Genomic DNA, 21,370 nt, shown 5'->3' with positions numbered 1-21,370 from the left:
GAATCGCGCCGGTCAGCATACCGGGCCGCGTCGGCGGCGGACCTCGGTGGAGCTCAGCGGACCTCGGTGGAGCTCAGCGGACCTCGGCGGCCAGGTTGGCCAGCACCTGGTCGTGGATGCGGTTCAGGCCCTTCGGGGCGAAGGTGCGCTCGAAGAATCCGCCGATGCCGGTCGCGCCCTGCCAGGTGGCGGTCACGGTGACCTTGGAGCGGCCCTCGCCGGCGGCGGAGACGGTCCAGGTGATCACCATGCTGGAGTTGGCGTCCTTCTCCACCAGCTGGTCCGGCGTCGGCGCCGAGACGGTGAAGAGGCAGTCGCGCACGCGCTTCTCGGTGGCCTGCAGCCTCCAGTGCACCTGGGTGCCGGCGCCGGTGCCGCCGACCCGGACCTCGTACTCGCTGTACTGCGCGGGCAGCAGCTTCGGGCGGGTCACCTGGTAGTCGGCCAGCGCCTCGTACACCCGCTCGGGGGCGGCATCGTAGTCCCGCTCGGTGGTGGCCTGCACCTGTCCCATGACCTTGCTCTCCTCGTGTGGGGGGTAGCGCTCTCACCGGCAAGCCAATCACAGGGTCACGCCCGTGACGCCTCGGGATAGGGTGACCGGTGTGCTCGATCTGGTGACTGCAGTGCGCTACGTCGACCCGCTGCGGGCCGGCGGCTCCGTTCCCGGCGTGGTGGAGACCGACGACCTGGGAACGTACGTGGTCAAGTTCACCGGGGCCGCGCAGGGCCGCAAGGCGCTGATCGCCGAGGTGATCGTCGGCGAGCTGGCCCGGCGGCTGGGCCTGCGGGTGCCGGAGCTGCGGCTGGTGGACTTCGACCCGGCCGTCGCCGCCGACGAGCCGGACACCGAGATCCAGGACATGCTCAAGGCCAGCGCGGGCCTCAACCTCGGGATGGACCTGCTGCCCGGGGCGCGGGACTTCCGGCCGGGGATGATCACGGTGGACTCCGTCGAGGCCGGCCGGGTGGTCTGGCTGGACGCGCTCACCGGCAACGTCGACCGCACCGTGCACAACCCCAACCTGGTGGTCTGGCACGGGCGGCTCTGGCTGATCGACAACGGCGCCGCGCTGATCTTCCACCACCGCTGGGCGGGCGCCGAGGCCTCGGTCGGCAAGCGCTACGACCTCAGCGCGCACGCGCTCGGCGGCTCGGCCCCGGACGTCCGGCTGGCCGACGAGGAGCTCGGCCCGCTGGTCACCGTGCCGCTGCTGGAGGAGGTGCTGGCGCTGGTCCCGGACGAGTGGCTGGCCGACGAGCCCGGCTTCGACTCGGCGGACGCCGTCCGGCACGCGTACGTCACCCATCTGGCCGCCCGGGTGGTGCTCGCCGGGGAGTGGCTGCCGGAGGGCTTCGCCACGCCCGAGCAGCTGCGCGAGGCCGAACGGCGGCGGGCGGCCCGGACCCGGGCCGGGCGCCCGGCCTGGCTGCGGGAGGTGCCGGACCTGCACGGCAAGCCGTCGGTGGAGACGGTCTGGGAGCACCACGTCGACGAGGGCTGACCGGGAGTCGGCCGAGTGTCAGCCGCAGGGTCGACCGAAGGTCGGCCACAGGGTCAGCCGAGCGCGGGGCGGATCCAGCCGAAGTACTCGACGGCGGTGCCGAGCAGCAGGCCGAAGCTGACCGCGGGGAACGCGACGTCCCTGGGCAGCCCCTGCAGCCGGACGATCAGGAACGCCACGCCCAGGCCGATCAGCGGGCCGGCGGTGAGCAGCAGGGCGAGGAGCAGCACCGCGGGCGCCGAAGCGCCGGCGGCCAGGCCCATCACCGCGACCACCAGGCCGCCGGTCGCGAGGGTGGCGAGCATCGGGGCGGCGAGCAGCAGTTGACCCACGCCCAGGGCCAGCGCGAGCCGGTTCCGCTTGCCGGGAAGGGCCTGCCGGCCGGTGAGGCTCTGCGCCATGCCGCTCAACTCCTGTGGTGGCTCCGGTGGGTACGGCTCCATCCTGGGCGGCGGGCGCGGCGGCGGCCTGAGTACGGGTACTCAAACGCGACCGGGGAGCGGGGCCCACGTGGCCCCGCTCCCCGGCTCAGCGATCAGGTGTGGTCGCGGTCAGCGCCTCAGCGCCACCACTGGACCGCCTTCTCGGCGTTGATGATGCCCGCGCCGTAGAAGCCGTTGTCGTCCGCGCCGCCCTCGCAGGTGGCCTTCCACTGGCCGGCGCCGCCCGGGTTGACCTCGCCGGTCGGGCACGGGTGGGACTCGGCCTGGCTGGTCAGCATCTCGGTCAGCTCGTCCGGGCTGGCCCACGGGAAGGTGCTGGCGAGCAGGGCGAGCACACCGGTGGTGTGCGGGGAGGCCATCGAGGTGCCCTGCATGTAGCCGTACTTGCCACCGGGGAGGGTGGACAGGATGCGGCCGTCCTTGTCCGGGGTGTTCGGCAGCTGGTAGCGCTTGTCGCCACCCGGCGCGGCGACGGTCACGACGCCCTTGCCGTAGCTGGAGTAGTAGGCCTTGTCACCGTTGACGCCCACGGAGGAGACGGCGATGACGCCCGGCAGCTCGGTCGGCAGCGACAGGCAGTCGTTGGTGACCGGGCGGGTGCCGGGGGTGGTGTCGTCCGGGCTCGAGACGTCGGTGGTCTTGTGGGCCAGGTCGATGTTCTCGTTGCCCGCCGCGGCGACGTTCAGGACGCCCTTGCGCTGCGAGAACGCGACGGCCTTGCGGACGGCGGCGGTGATGGCCGCCTGGTCCTTGTCGTTGGGGCAGTTGAACATCCACGGGTCGACGTAGTAGCTGTTGTTCGTCACCTTGAACTGGTGCTCACCAGCCCACACGAAGCCGCAGATCGCGTACTCGGGGTAGATGAAGCCGCCGTCGTCGACGACCTTCACGGCGGCGAGCTTGACGTTCGGAGCGATGCCGACGATGCCCTTGCCGTTCTTGGCGGCGGCGATGGTGCCGGCCACGTGGGTGCCGTGGTCACCGTCGGGGCCCGGCTGCCAGGCCTTCCAGTCGGTGTTCGGCTTGCCGCCGTCGATGCAGGAGACCGACTGGGACGCGTCCACGTTGGCGGCCAGGTCCTCGTGCGTGGCGTCGATGCCGGAGTCCAGCACGCCGACGGTGACGTTGCGGCTGCCGAGCGAGATCTTGTGCGCCTTGTCGACGCCGATCTGACGCATGTCCCACTGGTTGGCCTCGTACGGCTCCTGGCCGGCGGCGGCGGTGCCGGTGGGCTCGGCGGCGACCTCGGCCTTGCCCTGGTCGGCGGCGGTGATGCCCTTGGTGCGGCTGGCACCGACGGAGTCGACGCCCTTGGCCAGGCGCAGCTTCTCGGCGAACTTGGTGTCGGTCGAGCGGGCGATCACGACGCCGATCTGCTCGTACGAGTAGACAACGGAGCCGCCGAGGCTCTTGACGGCCTGCTCGACCTTCTGCACCTGACCGTGGTTGGCCTTGGTGTTGACGACGTAGCTGAGCAGCGGACCGGTCGTCGAGTCGGCCGAGGGAGCCGCGACGGCGGTGCCGGCCGGGAGCGCGAGGGCGCCGGCGGTGGCGAGCACGAGGCCCACTGCCGCGTACCGGGTCCGGCTGATCCGAGGAACTCTCATTGGGGTTGGCCCTCCCGAGTCGTCATGCGGCAGCTGCGGTTGGCAGGTGCACTGGCAATGACCGGGACGTTAATGAATATTCGCTGATAAGCGCAAGAGACAGTCATCTAATCGTCACATCTCGATCAACAACGGGGGCCGGAAGTCCGCAGGTCAACAAGGGCAACAGGTTCAAGATTGTTAAAAAGTGATGGTTCGCCGACGTGCGACCCCACGCTTCGGAAGGCTCGCGGCCGACCGGATCGCGCCGCCGCGGCACAGCTGCGGAGCAGCTAGGATGCCGTTACAACCCGTACAGCCGACGGGCGTTGTCGGCGGCGATCAGGCGCGCCAGCCGTCGCGCGTCGGCCGCGGAACACGCACCATCGGCCTGCCAGCGATCCAGCAACCCACCCAGTCCGTGCCGGAACTGGCAGGTGCCCACCAGGAAAAGTTCGGGCAGCCCGTAGGCGTCGGTGGAGAACAGCAATTTGCCGAATGGCGCCAGTTCCAGCATCTCGCCCAGCACGGCCGCCACCCGCGGGCCGGTGTAGGAGGCGGTCAGCCCGAGGTCGGTGAAGACCGTCGGGAAGGCCTGGGCCAGCCAGGCGGCCTGGCGGTGGTACGGGTAGCAGTGCAGCAGCACCAGCGGGACGCCGCTGGGCTCGGCGGCGCGCACGAAGTCCGTCAGCAGGGACGGGTCGGCCCGGTGCAGGGTGAGGTCCGGATCGCCGAAGCCGGTGTGGAGTTGGAGCGGCAGGCCGAGTTCGGCGCAGACGTCCACGGCCGTCCAGAGCAGGTGGTGCAGCAGGACCGGGTCGGTCAGCCGGTCCTGCCCGCCGCGCAGCCGGGCGCCGGCCGCGGCCACCACGGCCGGCCCGGCAGGGCGTTCGGCCGGGGCGGCCAGGCCGTGCCGGTAGGCGAGCACCGACTTCACGGCGACGGCCCCGTCGGCCGCGGCCGCCAACGCCTCGGCGACGGCCCGCGGCCAGTCCTCGGCACCGGCCGTGACGGACTCGGCGACCGACTCCAGCCGGATCACCTCACGCACCGACGCCCCGGCGGCCTCGGCCAGTTCGCCCAGCGGCAGCAGCGGCAGGCCCGCGGCGGCGGTCAGCCCGGTGTCCACCAGGCAGGTGTCCAGCCCGGCCGCGCCGAGCAGCCGTCCGGTCGCCTCGGCGGCGCCCAACTCGCGCCGCCGGGCCAGGTAGTCGGCGGCCGGGGCGTGCGCCGGCAGGCCGAGCGCGGGCGGGCACCAGCGCCGCACGGCGAGGCCGAGCGCGCTGTCGAAGGGCGAGCAGCCGGGCGCGGGCGGGCGGTCGGACTCGGTGAGCAGCCCGGCCAGGGCGTCGTCGGCGAGGTCGGCCACCACCACGCTGTGGCAGTGGTGGTCGACCAGCGCGGGCGGCTCCGGCCGGGCCACCGGTCAGTACCGCCAGCGGGCGGCCGCGGCCACCTCCTCGGGTGTGGCGGCGGCGTACTGCTCGCTCTCCGCGCGGCGCACCGCCAGCACCGCCTGGTACAGCGGCTCGCCGAGCGCCTCGCGCAGCACCGCCGAGCGCTCGTACGCGGCCAGCGCCTCCGCCGGGCTCTCCGGCAGCCGGGGCACCGTGCCGGGCTCGGCGGCCGCCGGGTCTCCGGTGAACTCCGGCGGGAGCGCCCGGCGTTGGTCCAGCCCGGCGAGGCCGGTCGCGATCACCGCGCCGACCGCGAGGTACGGGTTGGCGCTCGCGTCGAAGCACTTGACCTCGGCGTTGGCGGCGGCGGCCCGCTCCCCGGTGGAGCCGGTCACCAGGCGCAGCGCGGCCTCGCGGTTCTCCAGGCCCCAGCACTGGTAGGCGCCCGCCCAGTGCGAGGGCACCAGCCGCAGGTACCCGGCCGGGCTGGAGCAGCCCAGCACCAGCAGTTCGGGCAGCGCGTCGAGCACCCCGGCGAGGAAGCCCTCGGCCTCGGCGGTCAGTCCGTGCGGCCCGGGGCCGCCGTGGCCGAGGTTGCGCTCCTCCCGCCAGAGGCTGAGGTGCAGGTGGCCGCCGTTGCCGACCGCGCCCGCCTCGACCACCGGCGCGAAGGAGACCCGCAGGCCGTGCCTGGCGGAGACGGCGCGGATGGTGTGCCGGACCAGGACGGAGGTGTCCGCGGCGCCGACCGGGCCCTCGGGGGCGACCGAGACCTCGAACTGGCCCGGGGAGTACTCGGGGTGGATCTGCAGCACGTTCAGCCCCTGCTCGCCGAGGGCGCGCAGGACGTCCCGCAGGTAGTCGGAGAGGTCGGTGAGCCGGTGCATCCCGTACGCGGGGCCGTGCGTCGGGTACCGCGGCTCCTCCTGTGGGGAGCCGGCGAGGGCGACCACCCACTCGACCTCGATGCCGGCCTTGATGCCCAGCCCGCGCGCGGCCGCCGCCGCCTCCGCCCGGCGGGCGAACAGTCGCTGGCAGCCGGGGTGCGGGGCGCCGGCCTGGGTGTACCTGTCCCCCGGGGCCCAGGCCCAGCCGGGCTGGGCGGCCAGCGGGACGACCCGCTCCAGGTCGGGGTAGAGCCTGAGGTCCCCGGTGGGGCCGCCGATGATCGGGCTGGTGGTGATCGCGTCGTCGGCGAGGAACACGTCGAAGCACGGCGCGGTGCCGACGCCCCACTGCGCGGCGTGCGTCAGGGCGCCGAGCGGCACCGCCTTGACCCGGGTGATGCCCGCGTTGTCCACCCAGGTGACGGCCACCGCCTCCACGGCGGCGGTGCGCAGCCGGTCGGTGGCCGCCTCGGCGCGCTCGGCCCGCTCGGCGCGCGGGGGCAGCGCGACGGCGGCCGCCCCGGCGGCGCCGAGCGGCCCAGCGGCCCCGGACGGCTGGGCGGGACCGGGCGCGGTGGGGCCGGCGGTGGCGGTTCCGATGGTCATGTCCCCATGCTGCCCCGCCGGTCGGGCTTCCGTAACTCCCCTATCGGGTGGTCCAAACGGAAGGCCGTCCATCCGTTCACCCGTTCGGGGCGAACCGGGCCACCAGCTCCCCCGCGGTGATCCGCTCCAGGGCGTCCGGGGCGGCGTCCGTCCGGCCCGGGTAGAGCCGGTAGAACGTCCCGTGCGCCCCGGCCGGGGCCTGCACGTCGGCGTGCACCAGCGCCACGAACGCCTTGGAGTCGGTCAGGCGTTCGGCGATCAGCCGGGCGGTGTCGTCCGGCCGCTCCTCGGTGCGCCGGTCGCTCACGTGGCGTCCGCGCAGCCGCTCGGCGAAGTCGGCGACCGGCTCGTCCGCGCCCCGGCGGTAGACGTCCAGCCCGCAGCCCGTCCGGTCGCGGACCAGCACCTCGTCGCTGCCGGCCGCGGCGGCCGCGCAGGCGAGGTCCCAGAGGGTGGCCCGGGCGCCGGGCGCGAAGTGCGCCAGCACGTCCTCGGCCAGCGAGCCGATCCTGTCGTGGTGCCGGTCGAGGTTGTGGAAGCCGCTGCCGGAGCCGGGGTTGAGGTCGGTCCAGGTGTAGTCGCGGGTCTGGAGGTCGACGATCATCGGCACGCAGATCTTGGCGTCCCCGGCGAGGTCCAGCCGCTGGCGGACGCTCTGCGGGTGGAAGCTTCCCTTCCGCTGCCGGGCCGCCTCGGACGGGGTCAGGGTCATGAAGCCGGCGAAGGCGTCGGTGAGGTCCTCGAACGGGATGTCGTTGTAGCTGAACACCACCACCACGGCGTACCGGGCACGGGCCTTGCCCAGCCTCTGCACGTCGAGGTCGACGAACTCGGTGGCGCCGTGCGGCGGCGGGGCGGTGGTGTAGTCCCCGGAGTGGACGGCGGCTCGCCCACCGAGGACCAGGCGGGTGTAGTCGCACAGCCCGACGAACTGCCACTCCTCGTCGTAGAAGGCGACCGACAGGTCGAGGTCGACCCGCTGGTGCGGGCGCTGCATCCAGTGCACGAACAGCCGCAGGTGCTGCCCGTCCGGGAGCCGCTGCACGCTGCCGCGCGGCACGGCGACCAGGGTCTTGGCGCTCGCGCGCTCGGCGAAGGGCACCACCAGGTCGGCCAGGCCGTCGTCCAGCACGGCCACCTCGTAGCGCCCCGCCTCCCCCGCCGACCGCTCGGCCCGGCGCAGCAGTTCGGCCTCGATCAGGGCGCAGACCGGCGCGCTGAGCCCGGCCGGGACGCGCGTGCCCCAGTCGGAGCGGGCCTTCGCCGAGGCGACCCGGCCGCGCGGGAAGTACAGCCGTCGCTCGCCGAGCGCGCGCGGGGCTCGCAGCCGCCCGTACGCGCCGAGCAGCGGGCCGGGCGCGACCGCGCGCAGCGCTCCCGGCAGCGCCTCGGCGAGCTCGGCGGGCAGCGGCCGGCCGGGGAACCAGGCCTCGTGCACCCGCAGCAGGTGGTGCAGCCGGCGCACCAGCTCGCCCGGGCGGCGCGTCAGCAGCCGGACGGCGGCGGGCAGGTCGCCCTGCTCGAGGGCGTGCTCGACCCCGGCGGCGAAGGTCTCGACGGTCAGCCGGGTGTGCCCGCCCGGCGTCTCGCGCACCCGCAGCGGGGCGGGCGCCTCGCGCAGTTGCGGGCCGAGGCCGTGCAGGTCGAGGTCGCTCTGCCGGAGCACGGCGAAGGCGGCCGCCGCGTACGGGAAGCGGGCGCGGTGCTCGTACGGGTGGAGCAGTTCGCCGACCCGCAGCCAGGGCTCACGGTGGCGGCGCAGGTCCTCGGCGAGGGTGCCGACCGGGAACGCGTCCAGGACGGCGAGCAGTTCGCGCCGCAGCGGGCGGGGCAGGCCCCGCAGCCGCAGGGTGCGGGCGGTCCCCGGCAGCAGGTCCGGTTCGGCGCCGGACCACGCCCAGATCAGCCGCAGCACGTCGGTGGCGGTGGTGAGGTGGCCGGCGAGCAGCGGGCGGGCGCGCTCCGGGTCGCGGCGCAGCAGTGCGGCCAGCACGGTGGCGCGGCTCTCCCGGACGGGGATCTCGGCGGGCAGCCAGGCGGCCGGGTCGGCCGGGGTGTGGTCGAGGAGCAGCGTGAGGTCCTCGCGGTCCTGCGGGCTCAGCGGGGTCTGCCGGGCGAGCAGGGCGGCCAGCGCGGTGCCGGCGAGTTCGGTGAGCGTGACGGCCTCGGCGAGGCGCAGCGGCTTGAGGAGGTTGCCGGGCGGGAGGCCGTCGGCGACGGCGCGGGCGCCCTTGGTGTCGGGCCTCAGGTGGCGCGGCCGCTCCAGCGGGGCGTCGCAGATCGGGCAGCTGCGGCCGTGGCCCTGCTCGACCAGTTCCTCGTAGCACTCGCCGCACAGCAGGTGGGCGCACGGGGCGAGGGCGCCGACGCCGGCCTCGACGCTGCCGCGCGCGCACAGCAGGCAGATCTGGCTCGCCTGGCAGAGCAGGAAGCCCCGGATCATCGCGGAGTAGGAGGCGTGCGCGTGCGAGGGCACGCCGTCGGGGAAGCGGCGGAACAGCGGGTCGTGGCGGCGGTCGGCGCCGAGCATGGCGTCGATTTCCCCCAGCAGCCGGTTTCCGGTCGCGGCCAGGTCCGCCGGGCGCAGTCGGCCGAGGGCGGTGCGCAGGTCGCGGGTCAGTACGTACCCGCTCTGCGCCAGGTCGGCCTCGAGGGCGACCAGGCCCTTGGCCGTCCACGGCTGCGGTTCCTCGGGCGGGGCCCCGGCTTCGACCGGGAACATCCCGTGGCGGCGCAGCAGGTAGGTGGCCAGGGCCGTCCCGGCCGCGGCGGTGTTCTGCTTCTTCACTGCTCTTCCCCCGGTGGATACGACAAAGCGGGGGCGGAGAGTGGGCGCACTCGGTTCATTGGAAGATGAGGAGAAGGAAGCACGCCGCGGAGCCGCCCCCGCGTCGATCACCCTAGCGAAGGCCGGGCCCGCGCCCGAACGGTTTTCCGCGCACGCCCCCTTCCTACCGGTGAGTAGCTTCGCTACAGTGGCCGCACGCACCATCGCCGGGCTTCGGGAGCCGCACCGGCGGGAGCCTGCGATCGCCGTGTCTGCGGCGCTCGCGCGGTGCGTTTTCACCGGCCGGCGCCGCGAACCGCGGCGGGCCGGGTTTCTCCTCGCATCAGAGCCGCTTCCTTCACCTTCGAGCGCCTGAGTACCACGGAACACCCGCAGTTCGGCCGGAGCGGACCGGCCGCTGCCCTGGTGGGCCGAACCCCGTCATCTCCCCAAGCCCCCGCGCGTGAACCCTCCTCCGGCGGCGGCCGCCCCCGGTGTCCGGGCGCGGCGGCGTGCCCGCCGGAGCACGCGCGGGCCCTTCATGACTAGGAGTTCAGGACAGATGGAGCGTCCCTTCCCCACTGTTGCCGTCGTCGGCCTCGGCACGATGGGTGCCGGCGTCGCGGTGGCGGTCGCCAAGAGCGGCCGCCGGGTGATCGGCATCGAGGCCACCGAGGACTCGGCCGCCCGGGCGTTGGCCCGGATCGAGGAGGCGACCGCGCACGCGGTCGACCGGGAGCGGCTCACCGCCGAGGAGCGCGCCGGGCTGCTGGCCCGGATCTCGGTCGGACACGAGCTGGCGGCCGCCACCGGAGCGGACCTGGTGATCGAGGAGGTGCCCGAGCAGCTGGAGCTGAAGCGGGAGATCTTCGCCGAGCTGGACCGGATCTGCCCGCCGGCCACCGTGCTGGCCACCGGCACCACCGCGCTCTCGGTGACCCGGATCGCCGCCGCGACCGCCCGTCCGGAGCGAGTGCTGGGCCTGCACTTCTTCAACCCGGTGCACACCATGAAGCTGGTCGAGGTGGTCCGCACCGTGCTGACCTCCCCGCAGACCGCCGAGGACGCCGCCGCCTTCGCCCGGGACCTCGGCAAGGAGCCGGTGGCAGCCGGCGACCGGGCCGGCTTCGTGGTGAACGGCCTGCTGTTCGCGTACCTGAACCAGGCCGCCTCGATGTACGAGTCCAAGTACGCCTCGCGGGAGGACATCGACGCCGCGATGCGGCTCGGCTGCGGCCTGCCGATGGGCCCACTGGCGCTGCTCGACCTGATCGGCGTCGACACCGCGCGCACCGTCCTGGAGGCGATGTACGAGCAGTCCCGGGACCGCCTGCACGCCCCCGCCCCGATCCTCGGCCAGCTGGTCGCGGCCGGGCTGCTCGGTCGCAAGACCGGCCGCGGCTTCTACACCTACGAGGCGCCGGGCTCCTCGAAGGCCGTGGACGCGGCCACCGGGCCGGCGCTGCCGAAGGTGCCGGGCCGCGAGGTCCGTACCGTCGGTGTCTGCGGCTCGGGCACCATGGCCACCGGCATCGCCGAGGTGTTCGCCAAGGCCGGACACCCGGTGCTGCTGGCCGCCCGCAGCCAGGAGAAGGCCGACCGGGCCAAGGCGCAGCTGGCCAAGTCCCTGGAGCGCTCGGTCGCCAAGGGCCGGATGTCCGCCGAGCAGCGGGACGCCGCGCTGGCGCTGGTCACCCCGGTCGGCCGGTACGCCGAGCTGGCCGACGTCGACCTGGTGGTCGAGGCGGTGGCCGAGGACCTGGAGGTCAAGCGGGAGCTGTTCGCCACCCTGGACAAGATCGTCAAGCCGGGTGCGGTGCTCGCCACCACCACCTCCTCGCTGCCGGTGATCAGCTGCGCGACCGCCACCTCGCGGCCGCAGGACGTGATCGGCATGCACTTCTTCAACCCGGCGCCGGCCATGAAGCTGGTCGAGGTGGTCTCCACCGTGCTGACCGCGCCGGACGTCACCGCGACCGTGCTGGAGCTGACCGCCAAGGTCCGCAAGCACCCGGTGGAGTGCGGCGACCGGGCCGGCTTCATCGTCAACGCGCTGCTCTTCCCCTACCTGAACGACGCGGTGCGGATGCTGCAGGAGCACTACGCGACGGTGGACGACATCGACACCGCGATGAAGCTCGGCTGCGGCTACCCGATGGGCCCGTTCGAGCTGCTGGACGTGGTCGGCCTGGACGTCTCGCTGACCATCGAGCAGGTGCTGCACCAGGAGTTCCGCGAGCCCGGCCTGGCCGCCGCGCCGCTGCTGGAGCACCTGGTCGCGGCGGGCTGCCTGGGCCGCAAGACCGGCCGCGGCTTCCGCGACCACGCGCGCCGGTGACCACGCCGCAGCCGGGGGGCGGCGACCCGTACGGGGCGGCGCCCGCCGCGCGGCCCGGCTGGAGCCCGGGGACGGTGTCCGCGCGCTGGCCACGGCCGGCCGTGGCCGGCCCGGTCGCCCCGGTGCGCCGGGGAAGGCCCGCGGCCGCGCCCGCGGGGCCGTGTAGCGTTCCGGACATGGATCGGGTTCAGTCAGCCTCCCCGCAGCACCCCGCCGGTTCGCACGGTGCCGACCGCGCCGACCGGACGGCCCCCTCGACCGGGGGCACCGGGCCGGAGGCCGGGCCGGGCAGCCGCCGGGCGGCGGCGCAGCGTCAGCAGATGCGTCAGGACCTGGCCACGGCCGCGATGGAGCTGTTCGCCTCGCAGGGTTACGAGGAGACCACGGTCGACCAGATCGCGGCCGCCGCCGGGGTGGCCCGGCGCACCTTCTTCCGGTACTTCCGGTCGAAGGAGGAGGCGATCTTCCCGGACCACGACGACACCCTCGTGCGGGTGGCCGACCTGCTCGCCAGCGCCGAGCCGGAGGAGCACCCGCTGGACGTGGTCTGCCGCGGCATCAAGGAGGTGCTGCGGATGTACGCCTCCACCCCGGGGGTGTCGGTCGCGCGGTACCAGCTGATCCGTCAGGTCCCGGCGCTGCGCGAGCGGGAGATCGCCGTGGTGGCCCGCTACGAGCGGCTGTTCACCCGGTACCTGCTGGGCCGGTTCGACACCAGCGAGTCCATCCCGTCCGGCTGGCAGCGCGGCGGCGAGGACGACTCGATGCTGGCCGAGGTGTCGGCGGCGGCGGTCGTCGCGGCGCACAACCACGTGCTGCGGCGCTGGCTGCGGGCCGGCGGCCGGGGGGACGTGGAGGCGCAGCTGGACCACTCCTTCGAGGTGATCCGGCGGACCTTCTGGGCGGCCAGTGCCCCGGGGGCCAGACGCCGGGGATCCCTGGTGGCACCCGGTGCCAGTGGGGCACCCGGTGACATCGTGGCGGAGAGCGTACTGAGTGCCAGCCCCGGGGGTGAGGTGCTCATCACAGTCGCCCGGACGGATGCCCCGCTGGATGTCGTGGTGGACAGCATCCGGGCCGCACTGAGCGGCGCCCGGGAGTCGTAAGCCCGGCATTTTCGCAGGTCAGAGCAGCATCGAAGGCCCGCGCCGACGAATCGGCGCGGGCCTTTCGGCTACCCGCGCAACGCGCGTCACGCGCCGTTTCGGCCCGTTCCGAGCCTCGGGAATTCCTGACACCCGGTGTCTTTACGAGTGGCACAGGGTGCCACTACCTTGTTACTCACCAGTCGCGGCGCCGCGGCTCCCCACCTCGGCGCGCCGTCGTCCGGTGTTCCCACACCCCGGGAGCAGTGCCAGCCCGGCCCGGTCCACACCGGGCGCCCAGCCTGACCCGCCCACCACCCAACTCAGCGAAGCCGGTGTCCGCTCCCGGTTCCCCCAGACGCCCTGTGACCCTCACACAGGTACGCCTTCGGAGGCAGCCATGCAGGAAATCCTCGACGCGATCCTCAGCACCGACAGCACGTCGGCGGACTTCGCAGCGATCAAGCTCCCCGAGTCCTACCGAGCGGTGACGCTCCACAAGGACGAGGAGCAGATGTTCGCCGGCCTCGACAGCCGCGACAAGGACCCTCGCAAGTCCCTTCACCTCGACGAGGTCGCCCTGCCCGAGCTGGGCCCGGGCGAGGCCCTGGTCGCCGTCATGGCCAGCTCGGTGAACTACAACACCGTCTGGAGCTCGATCTTCGAGCCGGTCTCCACCTTCGGCTTCCTGGAGCGCTACGGCCGGCTGTCCCCGCTCACCAAGCGCCACGACCTGCCGTACCACGTCCTCGGTTCCGACCTCGCGGGCGTCGTGCTGCGCACCGGCGCCGGGGTCAACGCCTGGAAGCCCGGCGACGAGGTCGTCGCGCACTGCCTCTCGGTCGAACTGGAGTCCCCGGACGGCCACAACGACACGATGATGGACCCGGAGCAGCGCATCTGGGGCTTCGAGACCAACTTCGGCGGCCTGGCCCAGGTCGCGCTGGTGAAGACCAACCAGCTGCTGCCCAAGCCGAAGCACCTCACCTGGGAGGAGGCCGCCTCCCCCGGCCTGGTCAACTCCACCGCCTACCGCCAGCTGGTCTCGCGCAACGGTGCCGGCATGAAGCAGGGCGACAACGTGCTGATCTGGGGCGCCAGCGGCGGCCTCGGCTCGTACGCCACCCAGTACGCGCTGGCCGGCGGCGCCACCCCGATCTGCGTGGTCTCCAGCGAGGCCAAGGCGGACATCTGCCGCGCCATGGGCGCCGAGGCGATCATCGACCGCTCCGCCGAGGGCTACCGGTTCTGGAAGGACGAGAACAACCAGGACCCGCGCGAGTGGAAGCGCCTGGGCTCCAAGATCCGCGAGTTCACCGGCGGCGAGGACGTCGACATCGTCTTCGAGCACCCGGGCCGCGAGACCTTCGGCGCCTCGGTGTACGTCACCCGCAAGGGCGGCACCATCGTCACCTGCGCCTCCACCTCCGGCTACATGCACCAGTACGACAACCGCTACCTGTGGATGTCGCTCAAGCGCATCGTCGGCTCGCACTTCGCGAACTACCGCGAGGCCTTCGAGGCCAACCGCCTGGTCGCCAAGGGCAAGATCCACCCGACCCTGTCCAAGGTCTACTCCCTGGAGGAGACCGGCCAGGCCGCCCTCGACGTGCACCACAACAAGCACCAGGGCAAGGTCGGCGTGCTCTGCCTGGCCCCCGAGGAGGGCCTCGGCGTGCGCGACCGGGAGCTCCGCGAGAAGCACCTGCCCGCCATCAACCGCTTCCGGAACGTGTGAGACCGATCCGATGACCGAACCCCAGAAGCGGGACCGGCCCTGGCTGATGCGTACCTACGCCGGCCACTCCACCGCGAGCGACTCCAACGCGCTCTACCGGCGGAACCTGGCGAAGGGCCAGACCGGCCTGTCCGTCGCCTTCGACCTGCCGACCCAGACCGGCTACGACTCCGACCACATCCTCGCCCGCGGCGAGGTGGGCCGGGTCGGCGTCCCGGTCGGCCACGTCGGCGACATGCGCGCCCTGTTCGACGGCATCCCGCTCGAGCAGACCAACACCTCCATGACGATCAACGCCACCGCGATGTGGCTGCTGGCGCTCTACCAGGTGGTCGCCGAGGAGCAGGGCGCCGACATCGCCAAGCTCACCGGCACCACCCAGAACGACATCGTCAAGGAGTACCTGTCGCGCGGGACGCACGTCTTCCCGCCCGGCCCGTCGGTGCGGCTGATCACCGACATGATCGCCTACACGGTCGGCAACATCCCCAAGTGGAACCCGATCAACATCTGCAGCTACCACCTGCAGGAGGCCGGGGCCACGCCCGTCCAGGAGATCGCGTACGCGATGTGCACCGCCATCTCGGTGCTCGACGCCGTCCGCGACTCCGGCCAGGTGCCCGCCGAGCGGATGGGCGACGTGGTCGCCCGGATCTCCTTCTTCGTGAACGCCGGCGTGCGCTTCGTCGAGGAGATGTGCAAGATGCGCGCCTTCGCCCGGCTGTGGGAGAATGTCACCCTGGAGCGCTACGGCGTGACGGACCCCAAGCAGCGCCGCTTCCGCTACGGCGTCCAGGTCAACTCCCTCGGCCTGACCGAGGCCCAGCCGGAGAACAACGTCCAGCGGATCGTCCTGGAGATGCTGGCCGTCACCCTCTCCAAGGACGCCCGCGCCCGGGCCGTCCAGCTGCCCGCCTGGAACGAGGCGCTCGGCCTGCCCCGCCCGTGGGACCAGCAGTGGTCGCTGCGGATCCAGCAGGTGCTGGCGTACGAGTCGGACCTGCTGGAGTACGGCGACATCTTCAACGGCTCCGAGGTGATCGAGACCAAGACCGCCGAGCTGCTGGCCGGCGCGGAGGCCGAGATCGCCAAGGTGCTGGAGATGGGCGTCAAGGCCGGCAACCGAGGCATCATCCCGGCTGTGGAGTCCGGCTACCTGAAGTCCAACCTGGTCGCCTCGCACGCCGCCCGCCGGGCCCGGATCGAGTCCGGCGAGGACAAGATCATCGGGGTCAACTGCTTCGACACCACCGAGCCGAGCCCGCTCACCGCCGACCTCGACACCGCGATCATGGTCGTCGACCCGGCCTCCGAGCAGTCCGTGCTCGCCGCCCTGGAGGCCTGGCGCGGACAGCGCGACGAGGTCGCCGTCCAGGAGTCGCTGGCCGAGCTCAAGGCCGTCGCCGCCACCGAGGCCAACCTGATGCCGGCCACGCTCGCCTGCGCCCGGGCCGGCGTCACCACCGGCGAGTGGTCCTTCGCCCTGCGCGAGGTCTTCGGCGAGTACCGCGCCCCCACCGGCGTCGGCGGCGCGCCCGTCGCGGTCGCCGCCGAGCCCGGCGGGGAGCTGGAGCAGGTCCGCGCCGCGGTCGCCGCGACCGCCGCGGAACTGGGCGCCGGCAAGCTGCGCCTGCTGGTCGGCAAGCCCGGCCTGGACGGGCACTCCAACGGCGCCGAGCAGATCGCCGTCCGGGCCCGCGACGCCGGGTTCGAGGTGGTCTACCAGGGCATCCGGCTGACCCCGGAGCAGATCGTCTCCGCCGCCGTCGCGGAGGACGTCCACTGCGTGGGCCTGTCGATCCTCTCCGGCGCGCACTGCGAGCTGGTGCCCGACGTCCTGAAGCGCCTGAACCGCGCCGGGGTGCAGGATGTCCCGGTGATCGTGGGTGGCATCATCCCGGCAGCGGACGGCGAGGCCCTCAAGGCCGCCGGCGTCGCCGCCGTGTTCACCCCGAAGGACTTCGGCATCACGACCATCATCGGCCGGATCGTGGACGAGATCCGGCTCGCCAACAAGCTCCAGCCGTGGACGCCCGCACCGACCTCGGCCACGAACTGACCAGCTGACCAGCTGACCACTGGGAAGGAACAGACCCACCCTCATGACGAACGTGAACCGCCTGCGCCCGCGCCGCTCCTGCCTCGCCGTACCGGGCAGCAACCCGCGCTTCCTGGAGAAGGCCCAGGGCCTCCCGGCCGACCAGGTCTTCCTCGACCTCGAGGACGCCTGCGCCCCGCTGGTCAAGGAGAGCGCCCGCCACACCATCGTCGACGCCCTGAACAACGGCGACTGGGGAAACAAGACCAAGGTCGTCCGGGTCAACGACTGGACGACGCACTGGACCTACCGCGACGTGATCACCGTCGTCGAGGGCGCCGGCCCCAACCTCGACTGCATCATGCTGCCCAAGGTCCAGGACGCCGAGCAGGTCAAGGCCCTCGACCTCCTGCTCACCCAGATCGAGAAGACCATGGGCTTCGAGGTCGGCAAGATCGGCATCGAGGCGCAGATCGAGAACGCCAAGGGCCTGATCAACGTCGACGCCATCGCCGAGGCCTCGCCCCGGCTGGAGACCATCATCTTCGGCCCCGCCGACTTCATGGCCTCCATCAACATGAAGTCCCTGGTCGTCGGCCAGCAGCCGCCCGGCTACCCGGCCGACGCCTACCACTACATCCTGATGCGCATCCTGATGGCCGCCCGCGCCAACGACCTGCAGGCGATCGACGGCCCGTACCTGCAGATCCGCAACCAGGAGGGCTACCGCGAGGTCGCCGGCCGCTCCGCCGCCCTCGGCTTCGACGGCAAGTGGGTGCTCCACCCGGACCAGGTCGCCGCCGCGAACGAGATCTACTCGCCCTCGCAGGAGGACTACGACCACGCCGAGCTGATCCTCGACGCCTACGACTACTGCACCTCCGAGGCGGGTGGCGCCAAGGGCTCCGCGATGCTCGGCGACGAGATGATCGACGAGGCCAGCCGCAAGATGGCCCTGGTCATCTCCGGCAAGGGCCGGGCCGCGGGCATGGAGCGCACCACCAAGTTCGAGATCCCGGAGGCCTGAGCCATGCAGTTCGGACGCACCTACGAGGAGTTCGAGGTCGGCGCGGTCTACAAGCACTGGCCCGGCAAGACGGTCACCGAGTACGACGACCACCTCTTCTGCCTGCTCACCATGAACCACCACCCGCTCCACATGGACACCAACTATGCGGAGAAGACGACGGACTTCGGCAAGAACGTCGTCGTGGGCAACTACGTCTACTCGCTGCTGCTCGGCATGTCCGTCCCGGACGTCTCCGGCAAGGCGATCGCCAACCTGGAGATCGAGTCGCTGCGCCACATCGCGCCGACCTTCCACGGCGACACCATCTACGGCGAGACCACCGTGCTCGACAAGTGGCCGTCCAAGTCCAAGGACGACCGCGGCATCGTCTACGTCGAGACCAAGGGGTACAAGCAGGACGGCACGGTCGTCTGCATCTTCCGCCGCAAGGTGATGGTGCCGACCGAGACGTACATCAAGGAGCGGGGCGGCGAGCAGCCCGGCCGCCCGACCCCGCTCTCCTGACTCCCCTCTCCCCTGGAGACCCCGGACGGGCAGGCCGCCGTCATCGGCCGACCCCCACCCGGTAACGGGGGCCCTGCTGCCACGCCGGCAGGGCCCCCGCAATCCCCCCCCCGCCCTCTTAGACCTTTCCGGAGCCGCACGATGGGACGCCTCGCACAGACCGACGGCCTCACCGAGATCCAGCGGGACATCCTCGCCACCGTGCGGGATTTCGTCGACAAGGAGATCATTCCGGTCGCGACCGAGCTGGAGCACAAGGACGAGTACCCGACCGCCATCGTCGAGGGCATGAAGCAGCTCGGCCTCTTCGGGCTCACCATCCCCGAGGAGTTCGGCGGCCTCGGCGAGTCGCTGCTCACCTACGCCCTGGTGGTCGAGGAGATCGCCCGCGGCTGGATGTCGGTCTCCGGCATCGTCAACACCCACTTCATCGTGGCGCACATGATCAACGCCCACGGCACCCAGGAACAGAAGGACTACTTCCTGCCGAAGATGGCCGCCGGCGAAATCCGCGGCGCCTTCTCGATGTCCGAGCCCGGCCTCGGCTCCGATGTTTCGGCCATCTCCACCAAGGGCGTCAAGGACGGGGAGTTCTACGTCCTCAACGGCCAGAAGATGTGGCTCACCAACGGCGGCACCTCCACCCTCGTCGCGGTCCTCTGCAAGACCGACGAGGGCGGCAGCAGCCCGTACAAGAACATGACCACCTTCCTCATCGAGAAGGAGGCCGGTTTCGGCCCGAACCCCTCGGTTCCCGGCCTGACCGTGCCCGGCAAGATCGAGAAGATGGGCTACAAGGGCGTCGACACCACCGAGCTGGTGCTGCAGGACGTCCGGATCCCGGCCGACCGCGTCCTCGGCGGCGTCCCGGGCCGCGGCTTCTACCAGATGATGGACGGCGTCGAGGTCGGCCGCGTCAACGTCGCCGCCCGCGGCTGCGGCGTCGCCCGCCGCGCCTTCGAGCTGGGCATCTCCTACGCCCAGCAGCGCTCCACCTTCGGCAAGAAGATCGCCGAGCACCAGGCCATCCAGTTCAAGCTCGCCGAGATGGCCACCAAGGTCGAGGCCGCCCACCAGATGATGGTCATGGCCGCCCGCAAGAAGGACAGCGGCGAGCGCAACGACCTCGAGGCCGGCATGGCCAAGTACCTCGCCTCCGAGTACTGCAAGGAGGTCGTCGAGGACGCCTTCCGCATCCACGGCGGCTACGGCTTCTCCAAGGAGTACGAGATCGAGCGCCTCTACCGCGAGGCCCCGATGCTGCTCATCGGTGAAGGTACTGCGGAGATCCAGAAGATGATCGTCGGACGCCGGCTCCTGGAGGAGTACCGGATCGCCGAGTGATCCCCGGGCCGCCCGCCGACGGACCACGTCGCGGGCGGCCCCCTCGAACCGCCGGTCGACGGGCGTGCGGGTCCGTCCCGGCGGAGCGCCGTGCCCCGTCACGGACCCGGCCTGGTCCGCCTGGGTCCGGCACGGCCCTCCGGAAGCGGCCGCAGGGCGTACAGCTGCGACAACACGCCCGGCGGCCGCTTCCGCACACCTTCTTCCGGCCACTACGGCCGTTTCCCCCACCGGGTTCCGCCGGGGCACCTCTTGAGACAAGTCTCACCAGCTCTGTCAGGTCCCTTGGGAACCGGACCGGGGCGAGCTACGGTCGTAGAGGTGGGACGCGCACACGCGCTCCCACCGGACACATGAACGAGCAGGCGGGTTGCCCACCCACCGTGTGCTCCCGATAGCATCCACCGGGACAGCAAGCCGTCCCTTCTATTACCGATCCCGCGGTGGCCCCCGTCCAGCGGCCATGATCCCCCGCGACAAAGGTCTTCGATGCCCATCAGCCCGTCCCCTCGCACTTCCGTCACGGACCGCGATGCCCTCGCAGCCCCGGCGGCCGGTCGGCGACCCCGCGTGACCATCGCGCGCGGAGCCACCCCCTGGTTCGTCCCCACCCTCGCCACGGCCGCCGTGACCACCGCCCTCACCCGGCGCAGCGGCAAGTGGGCCCTGGCGGCGGTTCCCGCCTGTGCGCTCAGCGCGGGCATGCTGTGGTTCTTCCGCGACCCCGAGCGTGAGATCGCCACGGGCAGAGTGATCTCCCCCGCCGACGGCGTGGTGCAGAGCATCGACGCCTGGCCGGACGGCCGCACCCGGGTCGCGATCTTCATGAGCCCGCTCAACGTCCACGTCAACCGCGCGCCCCTGCCGGGCACGGTGACGTCGGTCGAGCACGTCGCGGGCGGCTTCGTCCCCGCGTTCAACAAGGACAGCGACCAGAACGAGCGGGTCGTCTGGCACTTCGACACCGAGCTCGGCGACATCGAGATGGTCCAGATCGCGGGGGCCGTGGCCCGCCGCATCGTGCCGTACGTGGCCGCCGGAACCAAGGTCGAGCAGGGCGACCGGATCGGCCTGATCCGGTTCGGGTCCCGGGTCGACACCTACCTGCCGGCCGGCGTCGAGGTCGGCGTCGAGGTCGGCCAGAAGACCACAGCCGGGGTGACGCGCCTTGACCGTGACTGATCCTGAGACAATCGTCGGCCTGGACGACGAGGAGACGGCCCTGCGCCGCCGCCGCTGGGCGCGCGACCGCGAGCTGCGCGCCCCGCGCTCTCCCCAGCACCTGTCCACCGCCGACTTCCTGACCCTGGGGAACGCCGTCTGCGGCTTCCTGGCGATCTACTCGATCACCACCGGGGTCCTTGTCCCGCACATCACCAACCCGGACGCCGCTCCGGACCGGCACAGCGCCGCCACCGCGGTCACGCTGCTGCTGATCGGCTCCATGTGCGACCTCTTCGACGGCCTGGTGGCGCGCAAGCTGCGCTCCTCCGCCCTCGGAGCGGAACTGGACAACCTGGCGGACCTGATCAGCTTCGGCATCGCGCCGGCCTACTTCGTCGCGGTCTGGGGCATGGTCTCCCAGGGCTCCAACAGCAAGCTCTCGGCGCTCATCGCGATCACCGTGCTGCTCGCGGTCGTCCTGCGGCTGGCCCGCTTCTCGGCCGTCAAGATGCGGCCCGGGGTGTTCCAGGGCATGCCCTGCCCGATGGGCGCGATGACGGTCATCGCCATCGTGCTGCTCGACCCGCCGTTCCTGCCCGGTCTGCTCGCCATCTTCGGCGCCGCGTACCTGATGGTCAGCCGGATCGAGTACCCGAAGCCGCAGGGGCTGCTGGCCACCGCCACGCTCTGCTGGATCGTGGTCTCCATCGGCTGCCTGGCCGCCTGGGCCACCGGCCTGCCCGGCGGCGACGCGCTGATGCACGTCGGCGCGTTCGCCCAGATCACGCTCGCCGCGATGGCGCCGCTGCTGGTCATCCGCCGCAAGGTGGGGCAGAAGGTCGGCGACGTCCGCGCCCGGCGGGCGGAGTCGCGGCTCGGCTGAGGCCGCTCGTTCGACCCACGCGGAAGGGCCCGGAACCGATCGGTTCCGGGCCCTT

At 72.4% G+C, this 21,370-nt stretch carries 16 protein-coding genes; 10 read left to right on the top strand and 6 right to left on the bottom strand.

The features are described 5' to 3' along the window. Positions 1-73: 73 nt before the first annotated feature. Positions 74-514, bottom strand: a complete 441-nt coding sequence (locus ACZ52R_RS12430; protein ID WP_465621108.1) for an SRPBCC family protein — start codon at positions 512-514, stop codon at positions 74-76. A gap of 91 nt (positions 515-605) precedes the next feature. On the opposite strand from ACZ52R_RS12430, the gene ACZ52R_RS12425 reads away from it, so the two are divergent. Beyond that, positions 606-1,505: a HipA family kinase gene (locus ACZ52R_RS12425; protein ID WP_465662654.1), complete on the top strand. Its 900-nt coding sequence runs from the start codon at positions 606-608 to the stop codon at positions 1,503-1,505. Positions 1,506-1,558: 53 nt separating this feature from the next. Here ACZ52R_RS12425 and ACZ52R_RS12420 read toward each other — a convergent pair whose 3' ends face one another. The 5 genes from ACZ52R_RS12420 to ACZ52R_RS12400 all read right to left on the bottom strand — a co-directional run bounded on the left by ACZ52R_RS12420 (position 1,559) and on the right by ACZ52R_RS12400 (position 9,212). Beyond that, the gene (locus ACZ52R_RS12420) at positions 1,559-1,906 is read right to left on the bottom strand and encodes a hypothetical protein (RefSeq protein WP_360499619.1); all 348 of its coding nucleotides are present in this window, start codon (positions 1,904-1,906) and stop codon (positions 1,559-1,561) included. Positions 1,907-2,064: 158 nt separating this feature from the next. Continuing rightward, complete coding sequence (locus ACZ52R_RS12415; protein ID WP_360499617.1) at positions 2,065-3,555, bottom strand: S8 family peptidase; 1,491 nt, start codon at positions 3,553-3,555, stop codon at positions 2,065-2,067. A 283-nt stretch (positions 3,556-3,838) separates the two neighbouring features. Continuing rightward, positions 3,839-4,957, bottom strand: a complete 1,119-nt coding sequence (locus ACZ52R_RS12410; protein ID WP_465621103.1) for an amidohydrolase family protein — start codon at positions 4,955-4,957, stop codon at positions 3,839-3,841. A 3-nt stretch (positions 4,958-4,960) separates the two neighbouring features. Further along, positions 4,961-6,424: a type I glutamate--ammonia ligase gene (locus ACZ52R_RS12405; RefSeq protein WP_465621101.1), complete on the bottom strand. Its 1,464-nt coding sequence runs from the start codon at positions 6,422-6,424 to the stop codon at positions 4,961-4,963. Between the two features lie 76 nt (positions 6,425-6,500). Continuing rightward, the gene (locus ACZ52R_RS12400; RefSeq protein WP_465753432.1) at positions 6,501-9,212 is read right to left on the bottom strand and encodes an MXAN_6230/SCO0854 family RING domain-containing protein; all 2,712 of its coding nucleotides are present in this window, start codon (positions 9,210-9,212) and stop codon (positions 6,501-6,503) included. Positions 9,213-9,753: 541 nt separating this feature from the next. On the opposite strand from ACZ52R_RS12400, the gene ACZ52R_RS12395 reads away from it, so the two are divergent. The 9 genes from ACZ52R_RS12395 (at position 9,754) to ACZ52R_RS12355 (ending at position 21,315) form a co-directional block, all read left to right on the top strand. Further along, on the top strand, positions 9,754-11,529 hold the full coding sequence (locus ACZ52R_RS12395) for a 3-hydroxyacyl-CoA dehydrogenase family protein (protein ID WP_360499609.1): 1,776 nt from the start codon (positions 9,754-9,756) through the stop codon (positions 11,527-11,529). Positions 11,530-11,705: 176 nt separating this feature from the next. Further along, on the top strand, positions 11,706-12,635 hold the full coding sequence (locus tag ACZ52R_RS12390) for a TetR family transcriptional regulator (RefSeq protein WP_360499607.1): 930 nt from the start codon (positions 11,706-11,708) through the stop codon (positions 12,633-12,635). 379 nt (positions 12,636-13,014) lie between these two features. After that, the gene (gene ccrA, locus ACZ52R_RS12385) at positions 13,015-14,352 is read left to right on the top strand and encodes a crotonyl-CoA carboxylase/reductase (RefSeq protein WP_360499605.1); all 1,338 of its coding nucleotides are present in this window, start codon (positions 13,015-13,017) and stop codon (positions 14,350-14,352) included. Between the two features lie 10 nt (positions 14,353-14,362). After that, entirely contained in the window at positions 14,363-16,411 is a 2,049-nt protein-coding gene (locus ACZ52R_RS12380; protein WP_465753431.1) for a protein meaA, read from the top strand. A gap of 43 nt (positions 16,412-16,454) precedes the next feature. Then, positions 16,455-17,417, top strand: coding sequence for an HpcH/HpaI aldolase/citrate lyase family protein (locus ACZ52R_RS12375; protein WP_360499601.1), 963 nt, complete (start codon positions 16,455-16,457; stop codon positions 17,415-17,417). Positions 17,418-17,420: 3 nt separating this feature from the next. Beyond that, positions 17,421-17,924 carry a MaoC family dehydratase gene (locus tag ACZ52R_RS12370; protein WP_360499599.1) on the top strand — a complete coding sequence of 168 codons (504 nt, stop codon included), beginning with the start codon at positions 17,421-17,423 and terminating at the stop codon, positions 17,922-17,924. Positions 17,925-18,065: 141 nt separating this feature from the next. Next, on the top strand, positions 18,066-19,268 hold the full coding sequence (locus tag ACZ52R_RS12365) for an acyl-CoA dehydrogenase family protein (protein WP_360499597.1): 1,203 nt from the start codon (positions 18,066-18,068) through the stop codon (positions 19,266-19,268). A 489-nt stretch (positions 19,269-19,757) separates the two neighbouring features. Then, positions 19,758-20,450 carry a phosphatidylserine decarboxylase gene (locus ACZ52R_RS12360; protein WP_465621092.1) on the top strand — a complete coding sequence of 231 codons (693 nt, stop codon included), beginning with the start codon at positions 19,758-19,760 and terminating at the stop codon, positions 20,448-20,450. After that, positions 20,437-21,315 (top strand): CDP-alcohol phosphatidyltransferase family protein, encoded by an 879-nt coding sequence (locus tag ACZ52R_RS12355; RefSeq protein WP_030059975.1) that lies wholly within the window; start codon positions 20,437-20,439, stop codon positions 21,313-21,315. The genes ACZ52R_RS12360 and ACZ52R_RS12355 overlap by 14 nt, the downstream gene beginning before the upstream one ends. Positions 21,316-21,370 lie beyond the last annotated feature (55 nt).

This window comes from Kitasatospora sp. NPDC034023 (genome assembly GCF_055575795.1).
The sequence above is the reverse complement of the archived record's forward strand: the minus strand, read 5'-3'. Positions and strand labels throughout refer to the sequence as shown.

What these genes read in the sequence shown, in the direction of transcription:
- ACZ52R_RS12430 (WP_465621108.1), bottom strand. Translation starts at nt 514, where the DNA reads ATGGGACAGGTGCAGGCCACCACCGAGCGGGACTACGATGCCGCCCCC.
- ACZ52R_RS12420 (WP_360499619.1), bottom strand. Translation starts at nt 1,906, where the DNA reads ATGGCGCAGAGCCTCACCGGCCGGCAGGCCCTTCCCGGCAAGCGGAAC.
- ACZ52R_RS12415 (WP_360499617.1), bottom strand. Translation starts at nt 3,555, where the DNA reads ATGAGAGTTCCTCGGATCAGCCGGACCCGGTACGCGGCAGTGGGCCTC.
- ACZ52R_RS12405 (WP_465621101.1), bottom strand. Translation starts at nt 6,424, where the DNA reads ATGACCATCGGAACCGCCACCGCCGGCCCCACCGCGCCCGGTCCCGCC.
- ACZ52R_RS12395 (WP_360499609.1), top strand. Translation starts at nt 9,754, where the DNA reads ATGGAGCGTCCCTTCCCCACTGTTGCCGTCGTCGGCCTCGGCACGATG.
- ACZ52R_RS12390 (WP_360499607.1), top strand. Translation starts at nt 11,706, where the DNA reads ATGGATCGGGTTCAGTCAGCCTCCCCGCAGCACCCCGCCGGTTCGCAC.
- ccrA (WP_360499605.1), top strand. Translation starts at nt 13,015, where the DNA reads ATGCAGGAAATCCTCGACGCGATCCTCAGCACCGACAGCACGTCGGCG.
- ACZ52R_RS12380 (WP_465753431.1), top strand. Translation starts at nt 14,363, where the DNA reads ATGACCGAACCCCAGAAGCGGGACCGGCCCTGGCTGATGCGTACCTAC.
- ACZ52R_RS12375 (WP_360499601.1), top strand. Translation starts at nt 16,455, where the DNA reads ATGACGAACGTGAACCGCCTGCGCCCGCGCCGCTCCTGCCTCGCCGTA.
- ACZ52R_RS12370 (WP_360499599.1), top strand. Translation starts at nt 17,421, where the DNA reads ATGCAGTTCGGACGCACCTACGAGGAGTTCGAGGTCGGCGCGGTCTAC.
- ACZ52R_RS12365 (WP_360499597.1), top strand. Translation starts at nt 18,066, where the DNA reads ATGGGACGCCTCGCACAGACCGACGGCCTCACCGAGATCCAGCGGGAC.
- ACZ52R_RS12360 (WP_465621092.1), top strand. Translation starts at nt 19,758, where the DNA reads ATGCCCATCAGCCCGTCCCCTCGCACTTCCGTCACGGACCGCGATGCC.